At 59.3% G+C, this 5648-nt stretch carries 4 protein-coding genes and 1 pseudogene; 3 read left to right on the top strand and 2 right to left on the bottom strand.

Annotated features, from left to right (window positions below; genetic code table 11):
* A partial coding sequence (locus L981_RS32525; protein ID WP_043626811.1) for a LysR family transcriptional regulator occupies nucleotides 1–508 on the bottom strand: 508 nt, incomplete at its 3' end.
* A gap of 126 nt (nucleotides 509–634) precedes the next feature.
* Here L981_RS32525 and L981_RS34265 point away from each other — a divergent pair.
* Together L981_RS34265 and L981_RS32520 are read left to right on the top strand one after the other, a co-directional pair.
* Nucleotides 635–901: a helix-turn-helix domain-containing protein gene (locus L981_RS34265; protein ID WP_082006235.1), complete on the top strand. Its 267-nt coding sequence runs from the start codon at nucleotides 635–637 to the stop codon at nucleotides 899–901.
* A 129-nt stretch (nucleotides 902–1030) separates the two neighbouring features.
* Nucleotides 1031–2041, top strand: coding sequence for an IS30 family transposase (locus L981_RS32520; protein WP_043626808.1), 1011 nt, complete (start codon nucleotides 1031–1033; stop codon nucleotides 2039–2041).
* 280 nt (nucleotides 2042–2321) lie between these two features.
* Here the strand turns inward: L981_RS32520 and L981_RS32515 are convergent.
* Nucleotides 2322–3355: pseudogene (locus tag L981_RS32515) on the bottom strand (IS110 family transposase).
* Nucleotides 3356–3972: 617 nt separating this feature from the next.
* Here L981_RS32515 and L981_RS32510 point away from each other — a divergent pair.
* The gene (locus tag L981_RS32510; protein ID WP_156134320.1) at nucleotides 3973–5352 is read left to right on the top strand and encodes a DUF1254 domain-containing protein; all 1380 of its coding nucleotides are present in this window, start codon (nucleotides 3973–3975) and stop codon (nucleotides 5350–5352) included.
* The last annotated feature ends 296 nt before the right edge of the window (nucleotides 5353–5648 follow it).

Here is a 5648-nt window from a genome sequence, read left to right as displayed (position 1 = left end):
CGACCGCCAGCAGATAGCGCTCATGCGCGATCGAGAAGAAGCGCAAAGACCCGATGTTTTCGACCGGACGGATAAAGCCGAGATTGATCTGGCCATTCTCCAGCCCGCGAATGATGTCCGAGGTCGAACCGCTTCGCACATGCAGCGCGACATCGGGAAACTTCCGGCCGATGCGCGACAGAAACGCCGGCAGAACACCGGTCGTTGCCGGATAGACGGTTCCGATCCTGATCGTGCGGGCCGCCTTGCCGGCAACGGACCGCGCCACCTCGGCCGACAGTCCGACGTCGCCGGTAATCCGAACCGCCCGGTCGTAGAATGCCTCCCCTGCCCGCGTCAGTTCGACCCGCCTCGTCGACCGATCAAGCAAGCGCACGCCCAACTCCTTTTCTAGCGCCTGGATGTGCGAGCTTAATGCCGGCTGGGCAATGTGCATGCGCATTGCCGCCCGATGGAAGTGCAGCTCCTCGGCTACCGCAACGAAGTATGAGAGTTGGCGAAATTCCATGGTCCACCCAAATCTCCAGACCGCAAACCCTGCACGCTCGGAGCGGTAATTTCCGAGCCGTTTTAGCGTATAATAAGGGACCTACAGTCCGTCGATTGTCAAGCCGCCAATATCGCATGGTGTGCTATGGACATAAGGCAAACCATTGGCTGGAACCTGCGGAGGCTTCGCGTTGCGAAAGGGCTGTCGCAGGAAAGGCTTGCCTTGGAAGCAGGGATTGATCGCTCTTATGTCGGTCGCATCGAGCGCGGGCTTGAGAACGTCACCGTCTCCGCACTGGAAGCACTTGCAGCTGTTCTCGGTTCGAATGTGAGAGACCTGTTTGCGGAGGTCGATACGAGTTCATCGCGCCCTCCCCCTTTGCGTTCTGGTAGGAAGCCGAAGGGCTCGTAGCCAAACCCACAGCGATGGGCGGCTTCCAGTCGATACATTATGCGATCCTTCTGTAACGGGCGGTGGGTTCAAGGATGAAGTGCGACTTGCGATAGATACCAATGGGTTGTCACTCGCAAGGAATGGCTCATGAGACGCACCTACTCCCAAATCGATATGGATGAGCGTCGTAGGATCGCCAAGTGGCGAACGGCCGGCCTGAGCGCCACGGTTATCGCCGAGAAGCTTGGACGGCATCGCTCGACGATTTTCCGTGAACTCAGCCGCAATGCTTTTGAAGACGCGCAGATGCCGGAGCTCAGCGGCTACTACTGCGTCACGGCCAACGAGATGGCGCGCGACCGCAGAGCCAAGCTGCGCAAGCTTGCTCGGTTTGCGCATGTGCGTCGGTCGGTGATCGAGCGGATCATGCATGGCTGGTCGCCACAACAGATCGCCGGTCGCATGCGGCTGGAGCGTCATCCGATTTCCGTCAGTTACGAGACGATCTACAAATTCGCCTATTCAGCAGACGGCCTTGCCATCAGACTGTGGCGGCATCTGCCGGAACGTCGCGCGAGACGTCGCCCGCGGCATGCCAGGCGTCGCTACGGCCGCCGTTTCAGCCCGGAACTCAACATTCTCCACCGTCCGGACACCGTCGCCGAGCGCAAGCAGTTCGGTCATTGGGAGTGCGATCTCATTCAATTTCGCAAGAAGTTCGGCAAGGCCAATGTGACGTCGCTGGTCGAGCGTGTCAGCCGCTTTGCGGTCTTCCTGCGCAACAACGACCGGCAATCGAAGCCGATCATGGACAGGCTGATCCAGGCGCTGCAGTCCCTGCCCCATCTCGCCCGCCGGTCGATTACCTTTGACCGTGGCACCGAATTCAGCGAATGGCCGTATCTCCAGGCTGGCATCGGAACGCAGACATGGTTCTGCGACCCGCAGTCGCCGTGGCAGAAAGGCACGGTTGAGAACACCAATCGCCGTGCTCGCAAATGGCTTTCGAGAGAGGTGGATCCTCTATCGATCACCGACGGTGACCTGAAGGACATTTGCGATCGGCTTAACTCGACGCCCCGAAAGTGCCTCGGCTATCGAACGCCCGCGGAAGTCTTCCGCAAGAAACTGCTCGCGCAAATGCGACGTGTCGGCTAGCATCACCTGCGTAAGTCGCAGTTCGCCGTGAACTCACAGGCGCCTCGTCAATCCCTTGTGCGCGTAATCCCTCGCCGAGTGCTTGCTTCTGTCCGCAGTCGGAGCTTTTCCGCTGCTCTATGGGGTCTGCTGAGGACCGGTTGGCCAATCTAAAACGGCGCAGTCACCGCGTGCTGCTGATCGCATAACGGCCTAACCCATCCATCGTCCCGGCGAAGGGACCTTGCTGCGGAGGGCTGATGGCTGCCCGTCCGAACGCCTGTCTTGTCGTCTCCTGCGGTCAACGCGGCAGGGCGGACGCTCCCTTATGAGCAATGAAGTTGGTTCTGTCCCTGAGCATGCAATGCAACACCACCGCCAGCTTGCGAGCCAGCGCCACGCGCGCCTTTCTCGGACCGGCACGTTTTGCGACCGCCAGTGCCCAGCCCTTCAGATCGGAACCTTTGACCGGTCGCGTCAGGATGACGTTGGCCGCCTCGTAGAGCACGGTTCGCACGCTGCCATCGCCGATCTTCGAAATGCGGCCGCTATGATCGGTTTCGCCCGATTGATATTTCTTCGGCGTCAATCCGAAGTGTGGCCCGACCGCCCGCGAGGAGCGGAAGCGCTCCGGTGCATCGACGGCCGCCACAAACGTCAGCGCCACGAGGACGCCAACGCCGGGCGTCGTCATCAACCGAAGTGCGTTGTCATCCTGGCGGGCGATGGCACGCAGCTTGCGGTCAAACCCTGCAAATTCGTGCACAAGCGCGTCGCGCACTTTGAGCAGTGCCGTAGCGATCACTTCCAAGGTCGAATGGCCGGCAATCAGTTCGCGGATACGGCCCGCGTAGGTGCACCGCGTCGTCGGCCCGACCTTGAGGCCGAAGCCGCGCAGGATGCCCCGGATGCTCATCTCGATGTCGTGAAGCTTGCCCTGAATGAGCTTGCGGGCAGTGAGCAGCGCACGCACCTCCTGGGCGGCCAGCGATTTGCAGTGGACCGATCGGAACCAGCCCAGCCGCATCAACTGCGCAATGCCGCGGGCGTCCTTCTTGTCGGTCTTGACCGGCATCGTCTTGAAGGCTGCGCGCACGTGGTGCGTCTCGATCAGCTCGACAGAAAGACCTGCTTTCACCATCCCGGCATGGAGCCACTGCGACAACGGGCCGGCCTCCAGACCATGCGCTCCATCGCGTCCTGGCCGCCAAACCAGGCGATCAGCGCATCGGGTTCGCTGAGAATCTTTGCTTCCCGGACGATGCGGCCATCCGCATCCACCACGCACACACTCGAGTATTCCAAGGATACGTCGATGCCCGCATACTGCTTCATGGTCGTTTCTCCGTGATGCTATGGAGCAGGCCACTCCTGACTCCGCGACACCATCATTGTGAGGGACGACCACCCGCCCTTCAAACCTGGCGAGCCGGGTTCCGCCCGTTACACCATCTAAGCGCACAGACCGGGAACACCCTGGCAACACACGTCCGTTTCTGACCCATTGTAGACGGCATGAGTTGAGCCCAGCAAATCGAAAGCTAGCCTCACGCATGACTTCATGTAACGACGCAGCTCAACTACTTCAGGTCCATATCGAAGACATTGATCTGCCCTTCGGCGATGCTGGCAACGCTTTCGCCCGGAAAAGACACCTTGCCTCGAGATGAAGCTGGAGAGGTTCACTCGGCAAGACGATAATTTCCTCATTTAGTCCACTCGCGATCGCGGCTTTTTGACTTTACGGAAACAACAACCACCAGAGCTAAAAGGCACCCCGACTACCCTGGTTCCCGTGAAAAGCCGAGCCTCGAAAGAGCTTAGCGCACCAGCTTATGGTTGTTACTGTAACGTACTTGCGCTTTCGCGGTTCAAACGCACTATCCTCCCTCACGATTGGTGTTGAGGGAGGAATTGCCGTGAAGATAACAAAACGCGATTTCACGAAAGGCATGATTCTGGCTGCGGGGTTTGCGCGGTTCGGCGCCGCGACGGCTCAAGCTGGGGACGCAATTGAGACCGAAGCGCGTGCCATCGCTAAGGAGGCGTACATCTACGGCTTCCCAATCGTCGACAGCTACCGAATCCAGCACGCTTATTTCGTTGACGCCAAGAACCCCGAATATAAGGGACCCTGGAACCAGCTCATCAATATCCCGCGTGTCTACACGCCAGCCGACACGGCGATTCAGACACCCAACTCGGATACCCCATACTCGATGATCGGTATGGACTTGCGTGCCGAGCCGATGGTGCTGACGGTACCTCAAATTGAGAAAGACCGCTATTTCAGCATTCAGCTGATCGATGCATACACCTTCAACTTCGACTACATTGGCAGCCGCGCGACTGGCAACGATGGCGGCAGATTCCTCATCGCCGGGCCGGGTTGGAAGGGCGAGACGCCCGCCGGCATCACGAAAGTCTTCACCTCGGAAACCGAGCTTGTCATCGCCGTGTATCGTACACAGCTTTTCGACCCGGACGACCTCGACAATGTGAAGAAAATCCAGGCCGGATACAAGGCAGAGCCGCTGTCCAAGTACCTCGGCCAGCCTGCGCCAGAAGCATCGCCCGCGATCGATTTCATCAAGCCGCTAACACCGGACGAAGAGAGGACCTCGCCCGAGTTTTTCAACATCCTGAACTTCGCCCTGCAGTTTTGTCCGACCAATCCGTCGGAAACCGAGTTGATGGCGCGTTTCGCCAAGATCGGTGTCGGCGCAGGCAAGACCTTCGACGCCAGCACACTCTCGCCAACAACGACTACCGCCCTCGAACAGGGAATGGCCGACGCCTGGGCCGATCTTGAGGCATTGCGGAAACGCGTGGACGCTGGCGAAGTAACCACAGGGGATATGTTTGGTACGCGCGCGTACCTGAAGAACAACTACCTCTACCGCATGACAGCCGCTGTGCTTGGTATCTACGGCAACTCCAAGCAGGAGGCGATGTATCCAATCTATGCTGTCGGTTCGGATGGGAAAAAGCTTGACGGAGCTAGCAAGTACACCGTGCACTTCGCACCTGGCACGCTGCCGCCGGTCAACGCCTTCTGGTCGCTAACCATGTATAACCTGCCACAGAGCCTGCTCGTCGCCAACCCGATCAACCGGTACCTGCTCAATTCGCCAATGCTGCCGCAGTTTGTCAAGGACGCCGATGGTGGTTTGACGTTCTATGTCCAGAACGAGTCCCCCGGCAAGGACAAGGAACCCAACTGGTTGCCTGCGCCGAAGGGGCCCTTCGTTATTGCAATGCGCCTCTACTGGCCGAAGCAAGAGGCACTCGACGGTACGTGGCGGCAGCCGCCGATGACGAAAGCAGGGTGAGGGACGGGAACGCCAGGGCGCGGCCCTGCTTCCGCTATTGGCGCTGTCCGGACGAAGTTCGATGACGCACAATGCGCAGCCGCGCAGTCAAGACGGGCGGACGGGACGTCCGGATATGACATTGCCCACGCCGGCGGCCTATAGCTCAATGGTTAGAGCCGCCGACTCATTACCGACCGGTTTCAGGTTCGAGTCCTGCCGGGCCCACCACCATCCTGCTCAAATGTCGGGTGTCGCAGATCTTGAAAAGCAATCCACGCATTCCCAGATGATTTTCCGTCTTCTTTCATCCGGTT

Origin of the sequence: Ensifer sp. ZNC0028 (assembly GCF_000799055.1) — a bacterium.
Classification (GTDB): Bacteria; Pseudomonadota; Alphaproteobacteria; order Rhizobiales; family Rhizobiaceae; genus Ensifer.
Note: the sequence above shows the minus strand (reverse complement) of the source record. Positions and strands in the feature narration are given on the sequence as shown.